This window comes from Brachybacterium sp. SYSU DS0246 (genome assembly GCF_059391765.1).
Genome location: NZ_JBZXYT010000009.1, coordinates 51,123 through 73,685, shown reverse-complemented (window position 1 = coordinate 73,685; position 22,563 = coordinate 51,123). Strand labels below are relative to the sequence as shown.

General features: G+C 69.3%; 20 protein-coding genes. 9 read left to right on the top strand and 11 right to left on the bottom strand.

The features are described from left to right. The first annotated feature begins 4 nt into the window (after nt 1–4). Nucleotides 5–286 carry an Lrp/AsnC family transcriptional regulator gene (locus AC5020_RS06255; protein ID WP_377020067.1) on the top strand — a complete coding sequence of 94 codons (282 nt, stop codon included), beginning with the start codon at nt 5–7 and terminating at the stop codon, nt 284–286. A gap of 10 nt (nt 287–296) precedes the next feature. On the opposite strand, the gene trpD is transcribed toward AC5020_RS06255, so the two are convergent. Continuing rightward, nucleotides 297–1,379, bottom strand: a complete 1,083-nt coding sequence (gene trpD / locus AC5020_RS06250; RefSeq protein ID WP_464987607.1) for an anthranilate phosphoribosyltransferase — start codon at nt 1,377–1,379, stop codon at nt 297–299. A gap of 247 nt (nt 1,380–1,626) precedes the next feature. Between trpD and ctaE the strand changes: the two genes are divergently transcribed. The 4 genes from ctaE (at nt 1,627) to qcrB (ending at nt 6,022) form a co-directional block, all read left to right on the top strand. Next, the gene (ctaE, locus tag AC5020_RS06245) at nt 1,627–2,358 is read left to right on the top strand and encodes an aa3-type cytochrome oxidase subunit III (protein WP_377020069.1); all 732 of its coding nucleotides are present in this window, start codon (nt 1,627–1,629) and stop codon (nt 2,356–2,358) included. A 91-nt stretch (nt 2,359–2,449) separates the two neighbouring features. Further along, complete coding sequence (qcrC, locus tag AC5020_RS06240) at nt 2,450–3,250, top strand: cytochrome bc1 complex diheme cytochrome c subunit (protein ID WP_377020070.1); 801 nt, start codon at nt 2,450–2,452, stop codon at nt 3,248–3,250. A gap of 8 nt (nt 3,251–3,258) precedes the next feature. After that, nucleotides 3,259–4,332, top strand: coding sequence for a cytochrome bc1 complex Rieske iron-sulfur subunit (gene qcrA / locus AC5020_RS06235; RefSeq protein ID WP_464987605.1), 1,074 nt, complete (start codon nt 3,259–3,261; stop codon nt 4,330–4,332). A 4-nt stretch (nt 4,333–4,336) separates the two neighbouring features. After that, nucleotides 4,337–6,022, top strand: coding sequence for a cytochrome bc1 complex cytochrome b subunit (gene qcrB, locus AC5020_RS06230; RefSeq protein WP_377020072.1), 1,686 nt, complete (start codon nt 4,337–4,339; stop codon nt 6,020–6,022). A gap of 184 nt (nt 6,023–6,206) precedes the next feature. Here qcrB and AC5020_RS06225 read toward each other — a convergent pair whose 3' ends face one another. The 7 genes from AC5020_RS06225 to AC5020_RS06195 all read right to left on the bottom strand — a co-directional run bounded on the left by AC5020_RS06225 (nt 6,207) and on the right by AC5020_RS06195 (nt 12,652). Beyond that, a complete protein-coding gene (locus AC5020_RS06225; protein WP_377793853.1) occupies nt 6,207–6,482 on the bottom strand; it encodes a hypothetical protein in 276 nt (91 codons plus the stop codon). A 503-nt stretch (nt 6,483–6,985) separates the two neighbouring features. Continuing rightward, the gene (ctaF, locus tag AC5020_RS06220; protein ID WP_464987604.1) at nt 6,986–7,402 is read right to left on the bottom strand and encodes an aa3-type cytochrome oxidase subunit IV; all 417 of its coding nucleotides are present in this window, start codon (nt 7,400–7,402) and stop codon (nt 6,986–6,988) included. A gap of 1 nt (nt 7,403) precedes the next feature. Continuing rightward, complete coding sequence (gene ctaD / locus AC5020_RS06215) at nt 7,404–9,059, bottom strand: aa3-type cytochrome oxidase subunit I (protein ID WP_494564404.1); 1,656 nt, start codon at nt 9,057–9,059, stop codon at nt 7,404–7,406. Between the two features lie 56 nt (nt 9,060–9,115). Further along, entirely contained in the window at nt 9,116–10,033 is a 918-nt protein-coding gene (gene ctaC / locus AC5020_RS06210) for an aa3-type cytochrome oxidase subunit II (RefSeq protein WP_377020075.1), read from the bottom strand. Between the two features lie 375 nt (nt 10,034–10,408). Next, complete coding sequence (erpA, locus tag AC5020_RS06205; protein ID WP_377020076.1) at nt 10,409–10,765, bottom strand: iron-sulfur cluster insertion protein ErpA; 357 nt, start codon at nt 10,763–10,765, stop codon at nt 10,409–10,411. Nucleotides 10,766–10,958: 193 nt separating this feature from the next. Then, nucleotides 10,959–11,240: a hypothetical protein gene (locus AC5020_RS06200; protein ID WP_464987603.1), complete on the bottom strand. Its 282-nt coding sequence runs from the start codon at nt 11,238–11,240 to the stop codon at nt 10,959–10,961. After that, complete coding sequence (locus tag AC5020_RS06195) at nt 11,237–12,652, bottom strand: dipeptidase (protein ID WP_464987602.1); 1,416 nt, start codon at nt 12,650–12,652, stop codon at nt 11,237–11,239. The genes AC5020_RS06200 and AC5020_RS06195 overlap by 4 nt, the downstream gene beginning before the upstream one ends. Nucleotides 12,653–12,756: 104 nt before the next feature. Here AC5020_RS06195 and AC5020_RS06190 point away from each other — a divergent pair, with 104 nt between their 5' ends. Next, nucleotides 12,757–13,347, top strand: a complete 591-nt coding sequence (locus AC5020_RS06190) for a DUF3043 domain-containing protein (RefSeq protein WP_377020079.1) — start codon at nt 12,757–12,759, stop codon at nt 13,345–13,347. A 191-nt stretch (nt 13,348–13,538) separates the two neighbouring features. On the opposite strand, the gene aspS is transcribed toward AC5020_RS06190, so the two are convergent. Further along, nucleotides 13,539–15,335 (bottom strand): aspartate--tRNA ligase, encoded by a 1,797-nt coding sequence (aspS, locus tag AC5020_RS06185; RefSeq protein WP_464987601.1) that lies wholly within the window; start codon nt 15,333–15,335, stop codon nt 13,539–13,541. A 308-nt stretch (nt 15,336–15,643) separates the two neighbouring features. Between aspS and AC5020_RS06180 the strand changes: the two genes are divergently transcribed. Beyond that, entirely contained in the window at nt 15,644–17,617 is a 1,974-nt protein-coding gene (locus AC5020_RS06180; protein WP_464987600.1) for a DEAD/DEAH box helicase, read from the top strand. A 204-nt stretch (nt 17,618–17,821) separates the two neighbouring features. Here AC5020_RS06180 and trxA read toward each other — a convergent pair whose 3' ends face one another. Both trxA and hisS read right to left on the bottom strand, forming a co-directional pair. Beyond that, nucleotides 17,822–18,190, bottom strand: coding sequence for a thioredoxin (gene trxA, locus AC5020_RS06175; protein WP_377020082.1), 369 nt, complete (start codon nt 18,188–18,190; stop codon nt 17,822–17,824). Nucleotides 18,191–18,280: 90 nt separating this feature from the next. Further along, nucleotides 18,281–19,678, bottom strand: a complete 1,398-nt coding sequence (gene hisS, locus AC5020_RS06170; RefSeq protein ID WP_464987599.1) for a histidine--tRNA ligase — start codon at nt 19,676–19,678, stop codon at nt 18,281–18,283. 226 nt (nt 19,679–19,904) lie between these two features. On the opposite strand from hisS, the gene AC5020_RS06165 reads away from it, so the two are divergent. Both AC5020_RS06165 and AC5020_RS06160 read left to right on the top strand, forming a co-directional pair. Continuing rightward, entirely contained in the window at nt 19,905–21,788 is a 1,884-nt protein-coding gene (locus AC5020_RS06165) for a DUF349 domain-containing protein (protein WP_464987598.1), read from the top strand. 92 nt (nt 21,789–21,880) lie between these two features. Beyond that, nucleotides 21,881–22,561: a hypothetical protein gene (locus AC5020_RS06160; protein ID WP_464987597.1), complete on the top strand. Its 681-nt coding sequence runs from the start codon at nt 21,881–21,883 to the stop codon at nt 22,559–22,561. Nucleotides 22,562–22,563: the final 2 nt, after the last annotated feature.

Sequence of the window (22,563 nt, the reverse complement as noted above, 5' to 3'; positions counted from 1 at the left end):
AGCCATGATCACCGCCATCGTCTCGATCGTCGTCGAGTCCGCCCGCATCCCCGAGGTCGCCGAGGCCGTCGTCGATCTCGACGGCGTCGAGCAGGTGTACTCGGTCACCGGCGACGTCGACCTGATCGCCGTCGTGCGGGTGCGCCGTCACGAGGATCTCGCGGACGTCATCGCGGGGCATCTCGGGAAGGTCCAGGGCATCCTCGACACCACGACGAACATCGCCTTCAAGACCTACTCCACGCGAGATCTGGACGCCGCGTTCGACCTCGGCATCGAGGGCTGAGCCGACGGCCTCAGCCGTCCTCGGCGGCCGCTTCCCGCGAGGCGATAGCCCAACGCCGGACCAGCTCCGCAGGACGCCCCGAGTCCAACGCGTCCCGGGCCTCCGCGAACGCGGCTGCGAACCGCTCCTCGAACCCGTCGGCCGCCGCCTGATCGATCCCGTCGAAGGCGAGCACGCCGGCCGCCGCGTTCAGCAGCACCGCGTCACGGATCGGCCCCATCCGCCCGTCGCGGGCCCCGGCGAAGAGCTCCCGAGTCACCTCCGCGTTCTCCTCGGCGGTGCCGCCGCGCAGCGCGTCGTGACCGCTGCGCGGGATACCCAGCAGGAGCTCCGGGTCCAGCGAGTGCTCACGGACCTCGCCGCCTCGCACCTCCCAGACGTCGGAGGCAGCGGTGACGGTGAGCTCGTCCAGCCCGTCCTGGCCACGGAAGACCAGGGCACTGGTGCCGCGAGCGGCGAACACGCCGGCGACGGTCGGCGCGATCGTGGCGTCGGCCACGCCCACCGCACTCGCCCGGGGCCGGCCGGGATTGGTGATGGGACCCAGGATGTTCATCACGGTGGGGATGCCCAGCCCCTTGCGGGCCTCCGCAGCGAACCGCATCGACGGGTGGAAGACCTGCGCGAACAGGAATGTCATCCCGATCTCCTCGACCAGCTCCTCGACCGCGGGCACGGGCAGGTCCAGGCGCACGCCGAGCGCCTCGAGCACGTCGGCCGAGCCGGATCTCGAGCTCGAGGCCCGGTTTCCGTGCTTGACCACCGCGCGGCCCGTCGAGGCGATGACCATGGAGGCCATGGTGGAGATGTTCACGGTATGAGCCAGATCGCCGCCGGTACCGACGATGTCGACAGCGCGCGACGGGACGCGCACCGGCCGCGCATGCGAGACCATCGCATCCGCCAGAGCGGCGAGCTCCCCACTGGTGACGCCCTTGGCCTGCAGCGACACCAGGAACCCGGCGAGCTGGACCGGCGTCGTGTTTCCGGACATGACCTCGTCCATCGCCCACGACGCCTCGCCGGCCTCGAGCTCTTCACCACGCACGAGGCGCGACGTGATCCGGGGCCAGGTCGGGATGTTCTCGCTCATGCCCCGATCATGGCACTTCGGGACGCCCGGCCGTCGCGAGGATCACGGATCGGATCACGGAGCGATCACGACCCCGCATGCGGCGATCACCTGCACCGATCCCGCGAGCCGGACGGAGCGTGTCCCCGTTCGTGACAGGCCGTCAGGAGGGATATGCTGACGTCGTCCGCCCCGGGGCGCTGCCCCGCGGTGTGGTCGGGCGTCGTGACCCGGCACGCCGAATCTGACGACACGACATAATGGTGACGTGACTACTGCGACCCTGCCTGAGCGCTCCGCCGCCGCTGCCCCAGCGGTAGGCCGCCCGAACCCGACGCAGATCGGCACGATCGTCTGGCTCGCCAGCGAACTGATGTTCTTCGGCGGGCTGTTCGCCATGTTCTTCACGTTGCGCTCGATGGCGCCGGAGACGTTCGCCGACGGCGAGGCGAACTTCACTCACGGCTTCGCCATGGTGAACACCATCATCCTGGTCGCCAGCTCGTTCACCTGCCAGATGGGTGTGTTCCTGGCCGAGGGCCAGTTCCCCTGGGGCAAGCCCTTCGCCCCGCGCAAGGCCCGCACCGGCTCGATCTTCAACGTCGCCGGGTGGGGCATGATCGAGTGGTACACGCTGACCTTCGTCATGGGCGCGGTCTTCGTCTCCGGGCAGGCCTACGAGTACACCGAGCTCATCCACGAGGGCGTGACGCTCTCGTCCTCCCCGTTCGGCTCGATCTTCTACCTCGCCACGGGCTTCCACGGCATCCACGTGGTCGGCGGTCTGATCGCCTTCCTGATGGTGATGATGCGGTCCTTCATGGCGGAGTCCTTCACCCAGCACGAGCAGGTCTCCGCGATCTGCATCTCGTACTACTGGCACTTCGTCGATGTGGTCTGGGTGGGCCTGTTCTTCGTGGTCTACCTGCTGGATCCGATCATGACCGGCACCAGCCCGGGCCACGCCGTGCCCGTCGACTTCGACTGGAGCATCTTCTGATCCCCGCGCCCGCACAGGCTCCCCCGCCTGGTGCGCGCCGCAGCTCCCCTCCCGCCCCTGCTCGTCCCCTCCACGAATCGAGGTCCGAACCGTGAAGGCACTCGCCGCACGACGTCATCATCCGATGGCGCTACTCGTGATCCTGCTGCTCGCCCTCGTCGCGACCGGCGGGCTGTACGCCGCGTTCCAGCCGCAGACAGCCCAGGCGGAGACCTACACGCAGGACGACGTCGACGCCGGGGAAGCGCTGTTCCTGGCCAACTGCGCCACCTGCCACGGTCGCAGCGGGCAGGGCCTGACCGACTCCGACGGCAGCACACTGGGCCCGTCGCTGATCGGCGTGGGTGCCGCGGCCGTCGACTTCCAGGTCGGCACCGGTCGCATGCCCATGCAGAACTCGGGCGCACAGGCGCAGCGCAAGCCCCCGCAGATGAACGAGGAGCAGACCCGTCAGCTGGCGGCTTACGTCGCCTCCCTCGGCCCCGGCCCCGCAGTGCCCGACGAGGAGTACCTCGACACCTCCCAGGGTGATGCCACCCAGGGCGGAGAGATCTTCCGCATCAACTGCGCCATGTGCCACAACGCGGCCGGCGCCGGCGGTGCGCTCACGCGCGGCAAGTACGCCCCGGAGCTCGAGGGCGTCGAGCCCAAGCACATCTACGAGGCCATGGACACCGGGCCGCAGAACATGCCCGTGTTCAACGAGACGAGCCTGACCCCCGAGGACAAGCGCGACGTGATCACCTACCTCGAATCCCTCGAGGAGACCGGGTCACCCGGTGGCATCTCCCTGGGCTCACTGGGGCCCGTGACCGAAGGCCTGTACGCCTGGACGATCATCCTCTCCCTGCTCCTGTCGGTCGCCGTCTGGCTGGGGGCGAAGGCGAAGTGAATGCGAGCATGAATCACGATCACGATGGGGCCTCCCCCGACTCCCACGCCCGCGGAGCCAGCGCTGTCGCTCCGAAGGAGGGCGGAGGATTCCCGAACCCGGGCCTGCCGCCGCACGTCCATCGACAGGCCGACGAGTCCCCCGCCGCCGCCAAGCGCGCCGAGCGTCTCGTCGCCGGGATGTTCCTGCTGTCCGTGCTGGGCACCGCGATCTTCATCGCCGCGTATTTCGTGGTGACCCCGACCGGCACGAACCTCTTCGCCGCGCAGGCGAGCCCGGAGGCGCTGTGGTGGTCGAACCTGATCACCGGGCTCGGCCTCGCGATCGCCGTGTTCTTCATCGGCGCCGCGGCTGTGCACTGGGCCAAGACCCTGATGCCCGATGAGGAGATGGTCGAGGAGCGCCACGCGATCCGCGGATCCGAGGAGACCCGCGAGGTCGCCGCCGGAATCATCACCGACGGGCTGAACGAATCCGGCATCGGGCGTCGCCCGGTCATCGTCACCGCCATGGTCGCCGCCATGGCCGCCCTGCCGGTCGCCGTCCTCGCCCCGCTGTCGACACTCGGCCCGCTGCCGGGGAACAAGCTCCACCACACCTTCTGGGGCGAGAACCCGCGCCAGCGCCTGGCCCGAGACCACGACGGCACGCCGATCCGGCTGGCCGACGTCGCGATGAACTCGATCTTCCATGTCATGCCCGAGGGCCTGACGGAGGAGACACCTCATTTCCTCGAGGAGCGCGCGAAGGCGGCCGCCGTCATCGTGCGCATCGACCCGAAGCTCGCCCAGAACGAGGAGAGCATGAAGAACGGGGTCGAGGGCATCCTGGCCTTCTCGAAGATCTGCACCCACGTGGGCTGCCCCGTCGCGCTGTACGAGCAGCAGACTCATCACATGCTGTGCCCGTGCCATCAGTCCACCTTCGACGTCACCGACGGCGCCAAAGTGATCTTCGGCCCCGCGCACCGCCCGCTGCCCCAGCTCCCGATCGAGGTCGACGACGAGGGCTACCTGGTGGCCAGCGGCGACTTCCCCGAGCCGATCGGTCCCAGCTTCTGGGACATCCACAAGGACAAGTGATCACGTGACGACCACGACTCCCACTCCCCAGAAGCAGACCTCCGACTTCGATCCCGACGGCCGTGCGTACAAGCTCGGCGCGATCGGTGCGGACTGGCTCGACCAGCGCGTCGCCGGGGGCGGATTCGTCCGCTTCATCGCGCGCAAGATCTTCCCGGACCACTGGTCGTTCATGTTCGGCGAGGTGGCGCTGTACAGCTTCGTCATCCTGCTGATCTCGGGAACGTTCCTGACCATGTTCTTCGACCCCTCCATGGAGGAGGTCACGTACGCCGGTCCGTACGAGGCGCTGCAGGGCGCGCACATGTCCCGCGCGTTCGAGTCGACCATGGAGATCTCGTTCGAGGTCCGCGGGGGCCTGCTGTTCCGCCAGATGCATCACTGGGCTGCACTGGTGTTCATGGTCGCGATCTTCGTGCACATGTTCCGCGTGTTCTTCACCGGTGCCTTCCGCAAGCCCCGCGAGCTGAACTGGGTCGTCGGGTTCCTGCTGATGGTCCTCGGCATGGCCGCCGGCTTCTCCGGCTACTCCCTGCCGGACGACGTGCTCTCAGGCAACGGTCTGCGCGTGGTCGATGGCCTCATGAAGGGCATCCCGGTCATCGGCACGTATCTCTCGATGCTGCTGTTCGGCGGAGAGTTCCCCGGCACCGACATCATCCCGCGCCTGTTCACGATCCACATCCTGCTCATCCCGGCGATGATCCTGGGACTGATCGCGATCCACATGGTGCTGCTGGTTCTGCACAAGCACACCCAGTACCCCGGGCCCGGCCGCACCGAGCGCAATGTCGTCGGTTTCCCGGTGTTCCCGGTCTACGCCGCGAAGGCCGGCGGCTTCTTCTTCCTGGTCTTCGGCATCATCACGCTGATCTCGGCCACCACCGCCATCAACGCCATCTGGGTCTACGGGCCATACGACCCCTCCCCCGTCTCCGCGGGTTCCCAGCCCGACTGGTACATGCTGTGGACCGACGGCGGCCTGCGCCTGATCCCCGGGTGGGAGTTCACGATCTTCGGGTACGCGGTGTCGCTGAACATCCTTATCCCGATGGTGGTCTACGGGCTGCTGCTGGCCGTTCTGATGCTGTACCCCTTCATCGAGAACTGGGTCACCGGCGATGACCGCGAGCACCACCTCAATGACCTCCCGTACAACGCGCCGGTGCGCACGGGGCTCGGCGTCGCATGGATCAGCGTCTATCTGATCCTGGCGCTGGCGGCGACGAACGACCTCATCGCCTTCGCACTGCAACTGTCGATCAACGACCTCACCTGGGCATTCCGGATCGCCATCTTCGTCGCGCCCTTCCTGTGCTTCTTCATCACCAAGAGGCTGTGCCTCTCGCTCCAGAGACAGAAGCGTGAGCTGGCTCTGCACGGCCGCGAGACCTCTCGGGTGGTGCGTACCGAGGGCGGCGAGATGCTGGAAATCCATGAGCCGCTCAGCGAGTACGACCGCTGGGTCCTCGTCCAGCACGACGACTATCGGCCACTCAAGGCCGGCAAGGGCGTCTCCTCGCTCCGGGCCAAGGCGACGAGCTTCTTCTTCAAGGATCAGATCGAGCCGGTCACCCCGGCCGAGCTGCGTGAGGCCCTCGAGCACTCGCACCATGAGAAGCACAAGATCGACGAGGCCACCGGCGGCGACTACCGCACGCCGGCCGAGAAGCAGCACCACGCAGGATGATCCGCTGACGCCTCGCTGAGCATCATGAAGGGCCCCGGGAACGTTTCCCGGGGCCCTTCATCATGCTGCCGGCAGGTCTCGGCACAGCTATATGGTCCGGTGGGCGGAGAGCCCCTTCAGAGGGCTCGGACGCCGCGCACACCGCGGGCACTTCGCCGAGGACCGGGACACCAGCCGCCGGGTCCTACTCGAGGATCGGGCTGCGTGGAGCCGCGCGACGGTTCCCCCGGCCGGAGGTGGCGTTGACGAGATAGCGAGCACCGGTCAGGCTGAGCCGCCGCTCCGCGCGGCACAAGGACCGCATCGCCCGGAACTGCTGGGCCGACGGGTCGATACCGTCCTTGGCGAGCACCTCCGATGCCCAGGCGACCGCTCGCTCGAGGGCACCCTCGTCCGCGAAGATGCCGCGGACTTCGCGCTCGGCGCGGCCGACAAGATCTGCTCCATCGCCGATCATCATGAACGCCTCCTGGTCCGTCGTCGGTGCCGGTGCTCGGGCGCTGAGCTCGGTGCAACGGCTCGTGCCGACACGCTAGCACCCGCAGCGTCTCACGCCCCAGGAACCAGGGCGGTCCATACAGCTCAATACTGCTGTCCATAGTGCTACAGCGCTATCGTGCTGTTCACCGGTACCGCGTGGGTTGTCCACCTGCGAAGCCAGAACCGGACGCTCCCCTGGCTCCGCCCGCGGAGCGTCCCGAGGGCGGCGGTGCGGCCCGCGGGACGCGGGAGACTCATGGGCCTCGCGGGAGCCGTGGAGGCCGTGGGACCCGCGGGGTCCGGGGAGGTGTGGGGGTCCCGTTCGAAGTGCCCCCCACTGCGCCGCAGCCGACTACGAGAGCTCAGCGATCGCGACATCGCATGCTGAAGGCCCCGCGTCGAACGGATCGATGCGGGGCCTTCGCGACTCCCCTTCCCCGATCAGGGCGAAGGGCGGTGTCTCGGCGGGAGGGTCGAAAGACCTCAGTGCGCGTGCTGGCCCACGGAGTATTCCAGCACCCAGCTCAGCACACCGTAGATGCCGAAGAGGACGCCGAAGGCGAAGATCCACCAGCCGGCGGCCACGCCGAGGAAGCACAGGCCTCCGCCGATCGCGGCCCACAGCGGCGCCCAGCTGTACGGCGAGAAGCTGCCCTGGACGCCTGGCTCCTCGGCCACCTCACCATCCAGGTCGTCCGAGGCTCCGAGGCTGTGCTTGCGCCCGGTCAGGGACGCGAACATCGCGATCATGAACGAGAGCCCGGCCGCGGCCAGCAGGGCGGGGAACCCTGCGGTCTCGACACCCCATCGCTGGAAGGCACCCGTCAGGAAGCCGTAGGCGATGGCGGAGAGCAGGATGAAGACACCCAGGATCCAGAAGATTTGTGCTAGGGCTCGCATGTCAGTTCGTCCTCGGGTTCTCGGCGGGCTCCTGGTCCGTCATGTGGTCCTGAATTCCGACCTCCGGATGATGGAGATCGAAGGCCGGACGCTCGGACCGGATGCGGGGCAGGGACTCGAAGTTGTGCCGGGGCGGCGGGCAGGACGTCGCCCACTCCAGCGATGCCCCGTAGCCCCACGGGTCGTCGACGGCGACCTTCTCACCCCGGATGTGGGTGAGGACCACGTTCAGCAGGAAGGGCAGCGTCGAGATGCCCATGACGAAGGCACCGACCGTGGAGACCTGGTTCAACCAGCCGAAGTTGTCCTCGGCCAGGTAGTTCACGTAGCGCCGGGGAGCGCCCTCGACGCCCAGCCAGTGCTGGACCAGGAACGTGAGGTGGAAGCCGATGGTGATGAGCCAGAAGTGGATCTTGCCCAGTCCCTCATCGAGCTTGTAGCCCGTCATCTTCGGCCACCAGAAGTAGAACCCGGCGAACATCTCGAACACCACGGTCCCGGCCATCACGTAGTGGAAGTGAGCGACCACGAAGTACGTGTCGGAGAGGTGGAAGTCCAGGACCGGCGAGGACAGGATGATGCCCGTCAGGCCGCCGAAGATGAAGGTGGTGAGGAACCCGAGGGTGAACAGCATCGGGGTCTCGAAGGTGAGCGATCCCCTCCACATCGTGCCGATCCAGTTGAAGAACTTCACGCCCGTCGGCACGGCGATCAGCATCGTCATGAAGGCGAAGAAGTCCAGCATCACCGCGCCGGTGGTGTACATGTGGTGCGCCCACACGGTGACCGAGAGAGCGGCGATGGCGATCGTGGCGCCCACCAGGGTCTTGTACCCGAAGATCGGCTTGCGCGAGAACGCCGGGATGATCTCGGAGGCGATACCGAAGAAGGGCAGCGCGAGCACGTAGACCTCGGGGTGGCCGAAGAACCAGAACAGGTGCTGCCAGAGGATCGGGCCGCCGTTCGCGGCGTCGAAGATCTGCGCATCGAAACGGCGATCCGCGCCCAGAGCCAGCAGTGCCGAAGCCAGCGGCGGGAAGGCCATCAGCACCAGAACCGCAGTGATCAGCGTGTTCCAGGTGAAGATCGGCATCCGGAACATCGTCATGCCGGGCATGCGCATGCACAGGATCGTGGTGATGAAGTTGACCGAGCCGAGAATCGTCCCGAAGCCCTGCAAGGCCAGGCCGAAGACCCAGAGATCACCACCCAGGCCGGGGGTGAACGTGGTGTCCGACAGCGGTGCGTAGGCGAACCAGCCGAAGGACGCCGCGCCCTGCGGGGTGAGGAAGCCGGCGACGACGATGAGCGAGCCGAACAGCGTGACCCAGAAGGCGAACATGTTCAGGCGCGGGAACGCCATGTCCACCGCACCGATCTGCAGCGGCATCAGATAGTTGGCGAAGCCGTTGAACAGCGGCGTGCCGAACATCAGCAGCATGAGCGTGCCGTGCATGGTGAACAGCTGGTTGTACTGGTCCTTGGAGACCACCACCTGCAGACCGGGCTCCCACAGCTCGGTACGCATCATCAGCGCGAGGATGCCCGCGAATCCGAAGAAGGCGAAGCCCATTCCGAGGTACATCATGCCGATCAGCTTGTGATCGGTCGTGGTCAGCAGATTGAACATCCGCTTGCCGAGACTGGTGGAACCCACCGGCTCGAACCGCTCCGGAGCAGTCGTCTGCGGGCTGCTCACCGGGGTCTGCGCGCTCACTGCTCGGCCTCCTGGTCTTCACGCGGTGCGGGATAGATGTCGTCGTTCTCGTCCCGCATGCTCCATTCCTTCTGATTGCGGTTCAGGTCCACGCCCAGCTCCCCGGTGTTGCCCTGCTCGCGCAGTTCCTGCATGTGAGCGTCGTACTCCTCCTGGGAGACGACCTTCACGTTGAAGAGCATGTCGGAGTGGTACTCGCCGCACAGCTCCGCGCACTTGCCGAAGTAGGTGCCCTCGCGCGTCGGCGTCACCTGGAAGACGTTGGTGAAGCCGGGCAGCGTGTCCTTCTTGTACAGGAAGTCGACGACCCAGAAGGAGTGCGCGACATCGCGCGAGTCCAGACGGAACTCCACGGTGCGATCGACCGGCAGGTACAGCACGGGCAGCGTCTCGGCCGCGCCCAGCTCGCCGGTGGCGAAGGACTGCACGCCGGCGGGCTCGTGCACGTCCTCCTCGAGGTAGCTGAAGTCCCAGCTCCACTGCTTGGCCACGACGTGGACGGTGACGTCCGGGTTCTCCTCGAGGTGCTCGATCTCCCGGATGTCCCGCGAGGTGAAGTAGAAGAACGTGAGCACCATGACCACCGGGAGCAGGGTGAACATCATCTCCAGCGGCACGTGGTAGCGCAGCTGGATCGGGTAGCCCGTCTCGTTCTTGCGACGACGGTAGGCGATGGCGCACCAGATGGTCAGACCCCACACGATGAGGCCGACGGCCACCAGCACGACCCAGGAACCGACCCACAGGTCCGTGATCCGGCCGGTCTGGTTGGTGACCTCGCCGTCGGAGTAGCCGGGCAAGAAGCCGCGCAGCTGCTCGTCCGTGCAGCCGGAGAGGACCAGGGTGGCCAGGGCGAGGCCTGCCGCGGCCACGCGGCGTCCGCGCCGTGAGCGCTGGGGGACCTGGGGGATCACAGGGAATGACCTTCCGCTCGTCGTCTCCGTGTCTCGGGGGCCGGCCCGCGCGATGCGCGAGCCAGGTTCCGGACTGCGGAGCTGGTACTGGTGTGGGCGGGGACCTGCCCACGGTGCCGCGCCCGCTCCGGAGAGCGGGCAGTGCCGCGCTCAGGCCCGGCACATAACGGCACGTCGTCATCATACGGCTTTCGCGGGGTGCGTTGCTCACCGGCACGCGCCGTCGGCGGGCCGTCATCGCCCTGTGATGCGCAGACGGCCGTGCTGAGACCAAAAACGGGCCCGACCAGGTGACGAGATCGTCACCGGGCCGGGCCCGATCATGCTGTGCGCCGAGCGCCGCGACCCCCTGCTGAGGGTGGTCGCGAGGGCGGATCAGCCGAAGGAGTCGCCGCACGCGCAAGAGCTCTGCGCGTTGGGGTTGTCGATCGTGAAGCCCTGCTTCTCGATCGTGTCGGCGAAGTCGATCACCGCACCGGTGAGGTACGGGGAGCTCATCTTGTCGACGATGACCTCCACGCCCTCGAAGTCGGCGACCAGGTCGTCGTCCATCAGGCGCTCGTCGAAGTAGAGCTGGTAGATCAGGCCGGAGCAGCCTCCGGGCTGCACGGCGATACGCAGGCGCAGGTCGTCGCGGCCCTCCTGCTCCAGCAGGGTCGAGACCTTCTCCGCCGCACCGGACGTGAGGGTGACGCCGTGCGTCGCGGCGGGGCGCTCGGTGGTCGTGGTCATGAGGTCCTCCTCGATGCTCGTGTGGTCCCAGGGTACGCCTCGCCGGCGCGGAAGGGGACCGCCCGCTGCGGGCGATCCCGCTCACCCCGCGTGTCGCCGGTGGACTCGCGGCATCCGCCTCCCCCCGAGACCGACGTGCCCGTGACCTCGGGACGCCGTGACCCGCTGCGCGAGAAGCCGTCCGAGCACGCCGTCACAGCACCCCGCGGAAGACGGCCAGCAGAAGCAGGATCACGTAGCCGACCGCGACGCCGCCGATCGCGGAGGCGGCCGCCTCGCGGCTGTGACCGGCCAGCACCATCCACAGCGCGCCCAGGGCGACGGCGAGGACGGCGAGGATCCCCCACCACAGGAAGAAGTATCCCGCGAAGAAGCCGATCATCAGCCCCGCGAACAGCAGCGGGATGGCCAGTGGCGAGACGGTGGTCCGGCCCTGGCTCGGCTGCTGCTGGGGTCGGCGGTCGGAGCCGTTCATGCGTCGTCGCCGCGGAGGGAGCCGGCGCCGCGCAGCAGCAGCGCTTCGGCGAGGCACACCCGGGCGAACTCGTCCAGGTGCAGGGACTCGTCGATGCCATGGGCTCGCGATTCGGGATCCTCGACACCGGTGACCAGGACGTCGGCCTGCGGGAACACCTCGAGGAGGTCGGCGATGAACGGAATGGAGCCGCCGAGTCCGGTGTCCACCGCCTCCGTCCCCCAGGCGTCCGCGAGCGCGCCGCGGGCAAGCCTCATCGCCGGAGAGTCCTGGCGGGCGCTGTACGGCTTGCCCGTCTCGCCGCGATGGACCGTGACCTCGGCCGCGGCCGGGGTATGCCGCTCCAGGTGCGAGACCAGTGCCTCCATTGCCGAATCCGGGTCCTCGCCCGGGGGGATGCGCAGCGACAGCTTCGCGCGGGAGACCGGGACCAGCGTGTTCGAGGCCTCCCGCACAGGGGGCGCGTCGATTCCGATGACGGAGAGCGCGGGGCGGGTCCAGAGCCGTGCACTGAGCGGACCTGTGCCCGCGAGCTCCAGGCCCTGCGGGACGCCGGCGTCACGACGATAATCCGCCTCGTCCGTCTCGACCACGGGGTCCGGCCCTCGTACGAGTCCGTCGACGGCGACCTCGCCGTTCTCGTCGTGCAGGGTCGCCAGGAGCCTCGAGAGCTGGGTGAGGGAGTCCAGGACGGGTCCTCCGAACAGGCCGGAGTGCACTGCATGCTCGAGCGTGCGCACCTCCACGACCACATCCACCAGGCCGCGCAGGCTGGTGGTCAGCGCTGGGGTGCCCACGGCCCAGTTGGCCGAGTCGGCGACGATGATGACGTCGGCCGCGAGCGCCTCACGGTGCGCTTCGATGAACGGGCGGAAGGTCGGGGATCCCGCCTCCTCCTCGCCCTCGACGAAGACGGTGACCCCGATGCCATCGGCCGCCAGCTCCTCCCCCACCAGGCGCAGTGCCGTCACATGGGCCATCACACCGGCCTTGTCGTCGGCGGCGCCGCGGCCGTAGAGCCGGCGCCCCCGCTGGACCGGCTCGAACGGCGGGCTGCTCCAGTCGGCGGGATCGCCGGTGGGCTGGACATCGTGGTGGGCGTACAGCAGCACGGTCGGGCGTCCCTCGGCCGCCGGGGTGCGGCCGATGACTGCGGGAGCCCCGTCGGCGACCGATTCGATCGTGACGTCGGCCATCCCGGCGCCCCTGAGCAGCTCGGCGACCGCTTCCGCGCTGCGCCGCACCGGTTCCCGGTCGTATCCGTCGAAGGCGACCGACGGGATGCGCACCAGGGCCTCGATGTCCGCGATCGCCGACGGCAGCAGTGGCTCGAGCCGCTCACGCAGCGCGTCGACCGACGTGGCATCGCCGGTCACGGCAGGGTTCTGGGAAGGTTCGTTCGAGCTCGTCATGCTCGCCACGGTACCGCTGACACGGGTCGAGCCGCGGCGGCCGGGCCAGGCCCCTGCGCGGCGCGCACCGGGTAATCCCAGGTGGGTTCGCCTAGAATGCCCCGGTGATATTCCGCAAGTCCGAGACTCCCGAGCCCCCCGAACCGGTGCAGACCACCCGCCCCGGATCGAAGGGGCGGCCCACCCGTACCCGCAAAGAGGCCGAAGCCGCCCGCCGGCGTCCGCTCGTGGTCGATGACCGCAAGGAAGCCCGTCGGCGCGATCGGGAGCGCGCCCGGGTGCAGCGCGCGGAAGCGCAGCAGGCGCTGATGACGGGCGATGAGAAGAAGATGCCGCTCCAGCATCGCGGCCCCGAGCGCCGCCTGGTGCGGGACCTCGTGGACTCGCGCCGCAATATCGCCGAGTACTTCTTCCCCGTCGCACTGATCTTCATGCTGGTCGCGCTGATCATGCCCTTGATCCGACCGGATCTGTACATGCTGATGAGCACGGGGATGATCGTCGTGCTGTGGGGCGGCATCGCTCTGTGCGTGATCGATTCGTTCATGCTGCGCCGCCGTCTGCGCCGGCGCCTGTCCGAGGAGTACGGCGAGGTCGGCAGTGGACTGGTGGGCTACGGCATCATGCGAGCGATCCAGATCCGTCGCTTCCGGCTCCCCCGCGCTCAGGTCAAGCACGGCGAGTCACCTCGCTGAGATCGGCGCAACAGCACGGCACGGCGCGGCCACGAGGTCGCCTCCGCAGCTGAGAGGCCGGCCCGCTCCCGGTACAGCACCTTCTCCTCACAGACTGAACGGCCCGTGCATCGAGCACGGGCCGTTCAGTCTGTCCGGGAGTCCGGTCCTTCGGACGGCCTGTCCTCACGGGCGGCTGGTCCCGCGGACGTTCAGCTGTCGTCGGGCTCCGCAGTCGCGGCCTTCTCGCTGCGCGAGGCGGGCTTGGTGTCCACACCGGCCTCCTTGCGCTGCTGCGCCGTGATGGGAGCGGGGGCGGCGGTCAGCGGGTCGTAGCCGTTGCCGGTCTTGGGGAAGGCGATGACCTCGCGGATGGACTCCTCACCCGCGAGCAGGGCGACGATGCGGTCCCAGCCGAAGGCGATGCCGCCGTGCGGCGGCGCGCCGAACTGGAAGGCGTCCAGCAGGAAGCCGAACTTCTCGCGTGCGTCCTCCTCGCCGATGCCCATGACCTCGAACACGCGCTCCTGCACGGACTGGTCGTGGATACGGATGGAGCCGCCGCCGATCTCGTTGCCGTTGCACACGATGTCGTAGGCGTAGGCCAGGGCAGAGCCCGGATCGGTGTCGAAGGTGTCCAGGAACTCGGGCTTGGGCGAGGTGAAGGCGTGATGCACGGCCGTCCACGACCCGCCACCGACGGTCGCGTCACCGGCCGCGCGGGCTTCCGCGGCGGGCTCGAACATCGGCGCGTCCACGACCCACACGAACGAGAACGCGTCGTGGTCGATCAGGTCCAAGCGCTCGGCGATCTCCTGGCGTGCGGCGCCGAGCAGTGCGCGCGCGGACTTCGGCTCGCCGGCGGCGAAGAAGATGCAGTCCCCGGTGCTCGCCCCGGTGGCCTCCAGCAGGCCCTCCTTCTCCGTCTCGGAGATGTTCTTGGAGACGGGCCCGGTCAGGGTGCCGTCCTCCTGGACCAGGACGTAGGCCAGGCCCTTGTGGCCGCGCTGCTTGGCCCACTCCTGCCAGGCGTCGAGCTGCCGGCGCGGCTGGGACGCGCCTCCGGCCATGACCACGGCGCCGACGTACGGGGCCTGGAAGACCCGGAAGGGAGTCTCGGCGAAGTACTCGGTCATCTCGACCAGTTCGAGGTCGAAGCGCAGGTCGGGCTTGTCGGACCCGTAACGGCTCATCGACTCGGCGTAGGTGATGCGCGGGAACGGCGCGGAGATCTCGTGCCCACCCGTCCTCCACACCGCGGTGAGGATCTCCTCGGCCAGGGCGATCACGTCCTCCTGGTCGACGAAGCTCATCTCGACGTCGAGCTGGGTGAACTCGGGCTGGCGGTCCGCACGGAAGTCCTCGTCGCGGTAGCAGCGGGCGAGCTGGAAGTATTTCTCCACGCCGCCGACCATCAGCAGCTGCTTGAACAGCTGCGGCGACTGCGGCAGCGCATACCAGGAGCCGGGCGCGAGCCGTGCCGGGACCAGGAAGTCGCGGGCTCCCTCGGGAGTCGAGCGCGTCAGCGTCGGCGTCTCCACCTCGAGGAAGTCCTGGCCCAGAAGCGTCTCGCGCGCGGCGCGGTTGACGTCGGAGCGCAGACGCAGCGTCCGGGCCGGTCCCTGCCGGCGCAGATCGAGGTAGCGGTAGCGCAGACGCGTCTCCTCACCGACCTCGGAGTGCTCATCGAGCTGGAAGGGAAGCGGCGCCGAGGAGCTGAGCACCTCGACCTCGGAAGCGGTCACCTCGATGTCGCCCGTGGGCAGCTGCGGGTTCTCGTTGCCCTCGGGACGGCGATCGACCGTCCCGACGACCTTGAGCACGTACTCGACGCGCAGATGCATCGCCTCGTCCTCGCGGACGACGACCTGGGCGACACCGCTGGCATCGCGCAGATCCAGGAACGTCACGCCGCCGTGATCGCGACGGCGGCCGATCCAGCCGGTGAGGGTGACGGTCTGTCCGATGTGCTCCGAGCGGAGTTCGCCGGCGGAGTGGGTGCGCAGCACGAGGTGTCCTTCACGATGGGTTCGACGGGGTCCGCACGCCTGGGGGCGTGGACTCACCAGCGTACCGCGCAGGGTGAGCGATCTCGCCCATGGCCCCCTGTCGGTCCGAGCCCGGCGCCCGTAGACTGAACGTTGTCCGACCTGCGGTATTGCGGGTCCATCCCGCCCGCCTTCGCACGAGCCTCGAGCGCGCTTCGCACGAGCCTCGCCCAGTGATCTGTCAGGGCACCCAGCCCTGCCATCTGTCAGGGATCCCACGCCCTGCGATCTGTGAGGGCACCATCTTCACCCCACCGCCGAAGGATGCAATGACTGACGCCGCCCCTGCCCCTGATCCTGCCGAGTCCACCGAAGCCGCCGTCTCCTCCGAAGCCGGCCTCCCCGCAGACTCCGCGGTCACCGCCGCCCAGGATTCCGACACTTCCGTCCCCACCGCAGAGGCGGCCGCCCCGGCTGCTCCCGCCGAGTCGGCCGAGCCGGCCGAGCCCAGCTTCGACGACATCGACCTGCCCGGCCCGCTGCGCCGCGCGGTCGACGACCTCGGCTTCACCAGCCCGTCAGCCATCCAGTCGCGCGCCATCCCACCGCTGCTGGAGGGCCGCGACATCATCGGCGTCGCCCAGACCGGCACCGGCAAGACCGCGGCCTTCGGCCTCCCGCTGCTGGCCGCGATCGATCCCGAGCTGCGCGAGGTCCAGGGCCTCGTGCTCGCTCCCACCCGTGAGCTGGCCATGCAGGTCGCCGACGCGATCTCCTCCTTCGCCACCGCCATCGGCGGTCTGGACGTGGTCGCCGTCTACGGTGGCTCGCCCTACAGCCCTCAGGAGCGCGCTCTGCGCCGCGGTGCGCAGGTCGTCGTCGGCACCCCCGGCCGCGTCATGGACCATATGCGGCGCAACACGCTGCGGCTGGAGACCATCCGTTTCGCCGTGCTGGACGAGGCCGACGAGATGCTGCGCATGGGCTTCGCGGAGGACGTCGAGGAGATCCTCTCCCACTCTCCCGCCAGCCGGCAGCTCGCCCTGTTCTCGGCGACCATGCCGTCGGCCATCCAGCGCGTCGCCCAGAACCACATGAAGGACCCGGTCCGCGTCAGCGTGAGCCCGCAGTCCTCCACGGTCAAGAGCGTTCGTCAGACCTACGCCGTGGTCCCGTTCAAGCACCGCACCGGCGCCCTGGCCAGGGTGCTCGCGACCTCCGATGCCGAAGCGGCCATCGTCTTCGTGCGCACCCGCGCCGCCGCGGAGGAGGTGGGCACGGCCCTCGTCTCGCGAGGGGTGATCGCCGCCTCCATCAGCGGTGACGTGCCTCAGAAGGAGCGCGAGAAGATCGTCGAGCGGCTGCGCGAGGGCTCCCTGCAGGTCCTGGTCGCGACCGACGTCGCCGCCCGCGGCCTGGATGTCGAGCGCATCGGCCTGGTCGTCAACTTCGACGTCCCGCGCGAGCCGGAGGCCTACGTCCACCGCATCGGCCGCACCGGCCGTGCGGGTCGTTCCGGCGAGGCTCTGACCCTGATCGGTCCCCATGAGCGTCGCGCGCTGAAGAACATCGAACGCGCCACCAAGCAGACCCTCGAGGAAGCCGTGATCCCGTCGCCGCGCGACGTGTCCCGTCACCGCCTGGCCTCGCTGCTGACCAAGGTGCCTGAGCGCATCGAGCGCGGACGGCTCGCGCTGTACCGCGAGCTGATCGGCGACTACGTCGCCGAGAACGACATCGACCCGCTGGAGCTCGCGGCCGTGCTGGGCGCCATGACCGTCGGCGACGACGGGCCCGGAGCGACCACGGAGGACGAGGAGTTCACCTCCGCGACGCTCTCCGGCGGTGACGACCGTTCCCGCGGTGACCGCGGCGACCGCGGACCCCGTGGTGAGGGCGGTGCCCACACCGAGAAGGGATACACCTCCTACCGGATCGGCGTGGGCCACACCCACGGCGCCCGGCCGCCAGCCATCGTCGGCGCCATCACCGGCGAGGGCGGCCTCAACGGCAAGGACGTCGGCAAGATCCAGATCTTCGGCACGTTCGCCCTGGTGCAGATCCGCGGTTCGCTGGACGATGCCCAGATGGCCCGCATCAGCAAGGCCCGCGTCGGCGGACGATCCCTGCGGATCGCCCCGGACAACGGCCCCCGCTCCTCCAAGGGCGGCCACGGCGGCGATCGGGGCGGACGTCACGACAACGCCGGCCCGCGGCGCCGCCACGACGACCGCCCGCGGCGCGACGACGCCGGTCGGCACGACGCGAAGCGCACGAGCTACCGCCGCCCCACGGACGGCTGATCGACCGGCCTCGCCCCTGCGAGAAGGCCCCGCCTCCGAGTGATCGGAGACGGGGCCTTCTGCGGTTGCGGGGACTGCGGTGAGCGATGCCTGGGAACGTCCCAGCTGTGTCGGCCGGTCAGCTGTGCCGACCAGCCGGCTCACGGCCGGTGGGTGCCGACGGCGAGACGTGTGCCGTCGGCCCGCAGCCGCACCTCAGGGCGATCAGCTCTGCTGTTCCTGGGCCTCCGCATAGGCCTTGCGGACCTCGTCCATGTCCAGGTTTTTGACCTGGCCGATGAGGTCCTCCAGAGCGGACTGCGGCAGGGCGCCGGCCTGCGAGAACACCGGGATGCCCTCGCGGTAGGCCACCAGGGTCGGGATCGAGGTGACGCCGTAGCGCATGGCCAGCTGCTGCTGGTCCTCGGTATCGACCTTCGTGAACGTGACGTCCTCATGCTTCTCCGAGGACTCCTCGAAGATGGGGGCGAAACGCTGGCACGGCACGCACCAGCCCGCCCAGAAGTCGATCAGGACGATGCCGTCCTCGACGGTCTTGTCGTGGTTCTCTTCGGTCAGCGTGACGGTAGCCATGCTCGGGCAACGCCTCGGGAGCGCCGATCATTCCCGAGACGGCCAGCCGTGAGTCAGCTCACGCCGAGCGACCCGACGCTGCCCCAGCACTCATCCGGCATCGGCATCGGCATCGGCATCGGCATCGGAGGCGAGGATGCGCACCGTGCGGTCCTGGGCCGGTGGCTCCCACGTGCTCGAGGCGGCCGGCGCCTGCTCACCGGAGCGGATGTCCTTGACCTCGTCGGCCTCGCCCTCGGTCCCGGGGAACCAGACGAACGGGATGCCGCGCCGGTCGGCGTAGCGGATCTGCTTGCCGAACTTGGCGGCCGTCGGCGCGACCTCGCACGAGATACCGCGGGCGCGGAGGTCACGGGCGACAGCTTCGCTGACCTGTCGGGAGTCCTCGTCCGTGACGGAGACCAGCACGCAGGTCGGCACAGCGCGCGATGGCCGGGCGAGACCCGCCGAGAGCATCCGGGAGACCAGGCGGGAGAGCCCGATCGACAACCCGACCCCGGGGTAGGTGTGGCGGTTGTCGGAGGCCAGCGAGTCGTAGCGTCCCCCGGAGCAGACGGAGCCGAGGCCCTCGTGACCGGCGACGAAGGTCTCGAACACGGTGCCGGTGTAGTAGTCCAGACCGCGTGCGATGGAGAGGTCGGCGAGGATCACGCCGGGCACGGACGCCTCGACCCGCTCCATGACGGCGGTGAGCTCGGCGATGCCTTCCTCGACCATCTCGCCGCTGCCCCCGAGATCGCGCACGCGCTGCGCGAACGACGAGTCGCGGGTGCGGATGGCGGCGAAGTCCAGGCACGCCTGGGCCTGCTCCGCGCTCGCCCCGGCCTTGGAGATCAGCTGCTCCCGCACCGTGTCCGCCCCGAGCTTGGGCAGCTTGTCGAGGATGCGCAGCACGGCGGGGTGATCCTCGAGGCCGAGGGAGCGGAAGAAGCCCTCGGACAGCCGCCGCGTGTTGGCGTGGATCGTGACACTGGGCAGCGGCAGCCGGTCGAGGATCTCGGCCATCACCACGGCGACCTCGGCCTCGATGTGCCCGGGCAGGGTGTCCTGGCCGACGACATCGAGATCGGCCTGGTAGAACTCACGGAACCTGCCGTCCTGGGGCCGCTCCCCGCGCCACACCTTCTGGATCTGAAAACGGCGCAGCGGGAAGGTCAGATCGTTCTGGTGCTCCAGGACGTATCGGGCCAGCGGCACCGTGAGATCGAAGTGCAGCCCGAGAGTGCGGGAGGGATCGGCTCCGGAATCATCTCCCCCGCCGTCGGAGTCCTCGGCGTGCAGCCGCCGCAGCACGTAGACCTCCTTGTCGATCTCCCCCTTGCGCAGAAGCTGCTCGAGCGGCTCGACCGCGCGCGTCTCGATGCCGGAGAATCCGTGCAGCTCGGCGACCTCGCGGAACACGTCGATCACATGCTGTTCGACGAGACGCTCGGCGGGGAGCCATTCCGGAAATCCGGACAGACGAGAGGTCTTCGGGGTCTTCGCCATGCGGGGCACATCCTTATCGGGTCGTCGGCAGGGGCGGCGAGCGTCCATTATCTCCCGCGTGCGGCGGCCCGTGCTGACGCCGGACGGTGACAAAGAGCTGGGGTGCTCGCTGTAGAGTTCCGTGAAGTGGTTCGTCCCTTCCCGGGGCGTTCCGCGAGCCAGCCCGGCCGCCGCACGAGGCGGCAGTGTCCCGCCCTGCAGCGGATCCCTTCGAAGGAGCTCAATCGTGAGCGAGTCCGAGACCCCCGTCCCCGCGTCGAACCCTGCCGGTCAGGAACCCGGACCGACCGCCGATCAGGTCAGCGACCAGTCCCCCGCGTCCGACTCCCCCGAATCGGCGCAGCCCGCGGAGGCCAGCAGCGCCCCCGGCGACGTCTCCGACGAGGGCGCTCCGGCCCCTGCCGCGGACGCGCCCGAGGCCGTTGCGGACCCCGAGGCGGTGCCGGAGCCCGGCGCCGAGTCTGATGCCGACGCCCCGGCAGAGCTCGGCGCGGAGACCGGTGCCGACGCACCGGCGCAGGCCGGCGCCGAGTCTGATGCCGACGTGCAAGCAGACGTCCAGCCGGACGCCGACACGGAGGTCCATGCCGAGTCCGAATCCGCGACCGACGCCGCCCCGGAAGCGGACGCCCAGACCGAGACCGGTTCGGAAGCCCCCGCCGAGCCGGAGAGCGACACCGAGGCCCCATCCGCTGAGCAGACCGAGCCGGCACCCGACCCCGCGCCGCGACCGACACCGCGTCCGGCTCCCGGTCCCAAGCCCGGCGTTCCCTCGCCGGCGGCCCTGGCGGGGAAGAAGCCCACCGCTCCCCTGGTGCCGGTCGCACCGCCCGTCACCGAGTACGACGCGGAGCAGCTGGCCGCGGCGAAGGCCTTCGGGTCCGTCGATGAAGAGGGCACGGTGACCGTCCAGGACGGCACGCAGGTGCGCACCATCGGCACGACCACCGAGACGGACCACGACAAGGCCCTCGATCCCTATGCTCGCGGCTATCTCGACCTGGTCGCCTTCCTGGACCTGACCCAGAAGACCCTCAACGCTCCGGAGCACACGCAGAACGAGCTGAACCGCCTGCTCGAGAACCTCCGCAAGAAGATGAAGGAGCCGCAGGTCGTCGGCGACATCCCGGCTCTGAGGGCGCGAGCGAACGAGCTGCGCGAGAACGCCAAGTCGAAGATCCAGGCCCTCGAGGCGAAGCGCGCCGACGAGCGGGCCGAGGCCACCCGGCGCCGCACCGAGTTCGTCGAGTCGATCGAGGCGCTGGTCGCGACCGATCCTGAGCAGATCTCCTGGAAGAAGGCCGGGGACACCATGCGGCAGATGGTCCCGCGGTGGAAGCAGATGCAGACGGAGGACGTCTCGCTGGACCGTCCCACCGAGGAGAGCCTGTGGAAGCGGCTCTCCGCCGCCCGGGCCACCTTCGACCGGATGCGCAAGCAGTTCTTCTCCCAGCTCGATGAGAAGCACACGGAGGCGGCGGCGATCAAGGAGGACCTCATCGCCCGCGCCGAGGCGATGCAGGACTCCACCGACTGGGGACCGACCGTCCGCGCCTTCAAGGACCTGATGGAGCAGTGGCGCAGTGCCCCGCGCGGCAGTCGCAAGAAGGATGACGCGCAGTGGAAGCGGTTCAAGGCGGCCCAGGACCGCTTCTTCGACGCTCGGAACGCGGATCTCCAGCAGATCGAGGCCGAGCAGCGCAAGAACCTCGAGGTCAAGGAGGCCCTGCTCGTCGAGGCCGAGGAGATCGACCCGACGGCGGACGTCGATGCGGCGAAGGCGAAGCTGCGCTCGATCCAGGATCGCTGGGAGGAAGCGGGCAAGGTGCCGCGCTCCGACATGCGACGGATCGACGAGCGTCTGCGCAAGGTCGAACGGAGCGTCAAGAACGCCGAGCAGGAGGAGTGGCGTCGCACCGATCCCCGCACCCGCGCCCGGGTCGAGGGCGTCTCCTCCCAGCTGCACTCGGCGATCGCCTCGTACGAGGAGGCGCTGGAGAAGGCCCGTGCCACCGGTGACCCTCAGAAGATCGCCGAGGCGGAGTCCGCGCTCGAGGCCCGCAAGGAGTGGCTGGCAGTGATCGAGCGCTCCGCCCAGGACCTCGGCTGACCGGTCCGCCACGGTTCCTCCCCGCGCCCCGCCCGTCCACATCGACGGGCGGGGCGTTTGCCGTCGGGCGCCCCGCGGGTCAGAGTCGGTGCATGAGATCGACGAGGCCGGCGAACAACGCGCGCCAGCGTATGGTCCCCGGCCCGAGAGCGGTCGGGCCCCCTCCGCTGCCGACGGGGCTCTGCGCCGCCTGGTCGCATCATGCTGCCGAGCTGGCGGTCCCCCTGGGCGCCGGCCTGGAGCGCTGGGCGGAATCGCCCTCGGTCCAGACCATGGTGGAGGACGGGCTGCTGGCGCGGCTGCTGCCGGGCATCTTCCTGCCTCCCGACGCGATGCGCTCTGCCATCGACCGTGCTCTCGCGCTGGGGTGCGCTCTGGGCGGTCGCCTCCAGTCCTACCACGTGATCGCGGGGCCGTCGGCAGCCTGGGTCCTGCTCGGCGGGGAGCCTCCTGCGCCGGCCGAGCTGATCTCACCGGCCCATCGCGGTCCCGTCGCCGGCACGACGGTGCGCCATTGCCGGTTGCGTCCGCTCGAGGTGGAGACGATCGGCGGGGCCCCGGTCACCGAGCCGGTCCGCACCGCCGTCGACCTGCTGCGGTTCAGCCCCGACCACGTGGCGCAGCCGGCGCTGACCCGGCTGATCGCCAGCGGGCACGTCCCGGAGCGGGCGGTCGAACAGCGATTATGGGAGATGGAGCGCTATCCCGGAGCGCGCGAGGCACGGCACCGGCTGCGCCGGATGATGCTGGAGCCAGCAGAGACGGCGGCCTGAGA